Consider the following 3,287-nt stretch of genomic DNA (forward strand, 5'->3'; position numbering starts at 1 on the left):
TCCCCAAGGCGTTCGATGCGGTGATCGCGCGCGGCATGGCCAAAAAGCCCGAAGACCGCTACGCCAGCGCCGGCGACTTCGCCCGCGCCGCCCACGACGCACTCAGCGATCCCGACCAGGACCACGCCGAGAACATCCTGCGTCGCAGCCGCGAATCGGCGCTGCCCGGCACCGTGGCGGCGCCCCCGCCGTCAGGGCCCAGCGGCCCCCCGCAATCGGGCGCACCCCAGTATTCGCCGCCGCCGGGTTACGGCGACCCGATCAGCTCGGGGCCGTTGCAGCGCCAGGCGCCGCCCCCCCAGCCCGGCTGGGGGCCGGCCAGTGGCCCGATTCCGAGCCAGAACCCGCCTCCCCAGGCGCCGCAGTACTTCCAAAGCGGCAACTGGGGCGGAACGCCACCCGGCGGGACGCCCCCGGGCGGTCCGCCAGTCTGGAACCCCGGCAACCAACCCACCGGCAAGCGCAACCCGTGGCCGATCGTGGCCGCCGCCGCCGCGGTCGTGGTGGTCCTCGTCGTCGCCGGGATCGGTATCTGGTACGCAACCCGGCCGGATGACCCCCGCCCGCTGGACGACACCCTTACAGCGGCCTCCTCGACCACCTCTCGGCCGCCTACGACCACCAAGAGCTCGCCGGCGACCACGACCCCCGGCGGCAGCCCGCAGAGCAAGCTGCTGGCAATGCTGCCTTCGGGCTATCCGTCCGGCACGTGCACACCGACCACGCCCAAGCCGAACAGCGTCTGGACCAACACGATCGCCATGCTCGACTGCGGTCAGAACACCAACCAAGGCGGTCCGAGTCGAGCGATCTACGGACTGTTTTCGAGCGTGGCCACCCTGAAGTCAGCCTTCAACGACGACATCGCGGCCGTGCAGTTGATGAACTGCCCCGGCGAGGGCCCGTCCCCCGACGGTTGGCATTACGACCGGGACCCGACGGTGACGGCGGGCATGATCGCCTGCGGCACATACAAGAACCACCCGAACGTGATCTGGAGCAACGAGGCCAAGTTGATGCTCAGTGACGTGTTCGGGGATCCCGCGACCATCGAAGACCTGCACAATTGGTGGGCCAAATACGGCTGATCGAAACCGATTGGCCGACTGTGGGTTTGGTGCTAACCCCGCCAAAATGTAAGTGCGTCAGCTGCTTTGAGCGGTGGCGTGTCGCGCGGCGTCGGCGTTGCCGATTTGTTTGGGGGGTCAGCGATGGGTGAGGCGCCGGATTCGCACGAGGGGCGCATGTTCGGGCCCTACCGCTTGAAACGACCGCTCGGCCGAGGTGGCATGGGCGAGGTCTACGAGGCCGAGCACACCGTCAAGGGCTGGACCGTCGCGGTCAAGTTGATGTCGGAAAACGTCAGCAAGGATCCGGTGTTCCGCGAGCGGATGAAGCGCGAAGCCCGCATTGCCGGCCGGTTGCAGGAACCCCATGTGGTGCCGATTCACGACTACGGCGAGATCGATGGACTGATGTACCTCGAGATGCGTCTTATCGAGGGCACCGACCTCGACAAGCTGATCGCCCAGCACGGCAGGCTGCCGCCTTCCCGGGCGGTCGCGATCATCACCCAGATCGCCTCGGCACTGGATGCCGCCCACGCCGCCGGGGTGATGCACCGCGACGTCAAACCACCCAACATCCTGGTCACCCGCGACGACTTCGCCTACCTGGTGGACTTCGGAATCGCCAGCGCCACCACCGACGAAAAGCTCACCCAGTTGGGCACCGCCGTCGGAACCTGGAAATACATGGCGCCCGAACGCTTTTCCAACGACGAAGTCACCTACCGCGCCGACATCTACGCCCTGGCCTGCGTGCTGTATGAGTGCCTCACCGGTGGCGCGCCGTACCAGTCGGACAGCGCCGGCGTACTGATCAGCGCCCACATGAACAATCCCATCCCGCGGCCCAGTGCCGCCGTGCCGGGAGTTCCGCGCGCCCTGGACACAGTGATCGCCCGGGGCATGGCCAAGAATCCGGCCGATCGCTACGCCAGCGCCGGCGAACTGGCCCGCGCCGCGCAGCAAGCGCTCAGCGAACCCGACCGCGACCAGGTCGCCGACATCGTGCGCCGCAGCCAGGAGGCGGTCCTGCCTGCCCCTCCCGTCGTTCCGCAGACGATCCGGTATGGGCCTGCGCCGGCGCCCCGACCGGTAGGCCATCCCGCGCCGCCATCCGGTCCGCTTCCGCGCCGAACGGCGGCACCGGCCGGTCCTCCCGGTTACCCGGGCGGCCCGGTTTTCCCGCCCGGGCCACCACCGCAACCGTTTGCCGGCCCCATGCCCTGGCACCCCGCCCCGCCGCGTCGCCGCAACCCGTGGGCGATCGTCGCCGGTGTTGCCGCCGTGTTCCTGGTCCTCATACTGGCGGCTATCGGCGTGCATGCGGCCACCAAGGACGACGACGCCGCGCAGTCCGGCCGCACCACCACCGTGACCACTCCGCCGACGACCACGTGGACCACGTGGACCACGTCGACCACGACGACAACTACCGCTGCGTCGGGTGCCGAGACTCAGCTGATGCGCCTGTTGCCGGCCGGTTACCCACCCGGAACCTGCAAGACGGCAAATAAGCCGATGCCGGGCGCATTGGTATCGGTGACCTGCGGGCAGAACACCGATGCCAACGGCCCGCGGCTGTCGACCTACGGGCTCTACGCGGATGTCGCAGCACTCAAGGATGCCTTCAAGGGCTTCATCGGAACCTTCACCATCCAGACCTGCCCGGGCGGAAGGGCCTCACCGGGCACGTGGTGGCACACGCAGGACCCCCAAGCCATCCTCGGCCAGGTCGCCTGCGGCGTTTATCAAGGGACCGATCCGCAGGTGATGTGGAGCAATGAAAACACCCTGGTCTTCGCACTTGTCGCCGGCAACCCGCAGGGACCCACTCTCGATCAGCTGTACGACTGGTGGGCATCGCACTCGTGAGTCTCGCGTGAGTCTCAGCATCCGCGACCCCCGGGATCTCGCGATCGTGCTAGTGGGCATGATCGTGTTCCGAGCGGCGCGACTGGGTTGGAGACGGCGAGCCAAGAAATGATGACCTCGACCTTTGCGATAGGCGCGTCCGACGGTAGCAATTGATAATGTCTGCCACATTGCGAGTTAACTGGGAGGATCAGCAATGAGCGACACGCAGGGCTCGCGGGTGGGGTCGATGTTTGGGCCCTATGAACTCAAACGGTTGCTGGGCCGCGGTGGGATGGGCGAGGTCTACGAGGCCGAGCACACCGTCAAGGAGTGGACCGTCGCCGTCAAAGTGATGACCGCCGAATT

Annotated in this window: 2 protein-coding genes and 1 pseudogene; all 3 read left to right on the forward strand. The window is 67.4% G+C overall.

Annotated elements, in window-relative coordinates; genetic code table 11:
• Window positions 1-1,088 (forward strand): annotated as a pseudogene (locus tag A5636_RS26355) (serine/threonine-protein kinase); the annotation flags it as partial.
• Between the two features lie 123 nt (window positions 1,089-1,211).
• Window positions 1,212-2,939, forward strand: coding sequence for a serine/threonine-protein kinase (locus A5636_RS00385; RefSeq protein WP_065156727.1), 1,728 nt, complete (start codon window positions 1,212-1,214; stop codon window positions 2,937-2,939).
• A gap of 196 nt (window positions 2,940-3,135) precedes the next feature.
• A partial coding sequence (locus tag A5636_RS26980; protein ID WP_253900431.1) for a hypothetical protein occupies window positions 3,136-3,287 on the forward strand: 152 nt, incomplete at its 3' end.

Source organism: Mycobacterium asiaticum, assembly GCF_001673315.1.
Classification (GTDB): Bacteria; Actinomycetota; Actinomycetes; order Mycobacteriales; family Mycobacteriaceae; genus Mycobacterium; species Mycobacterium asiaticum_B.

Excerpts from the sequence above, each read along its gene's own strand:
- A5636_RS00385 (WP_065156727.1), top strand. The coding sequence starts at position 1,212 with ATGGGTGAGGCGCCGGATTCGCACGAGGGGCGCATGTTCGGGCCCTAC.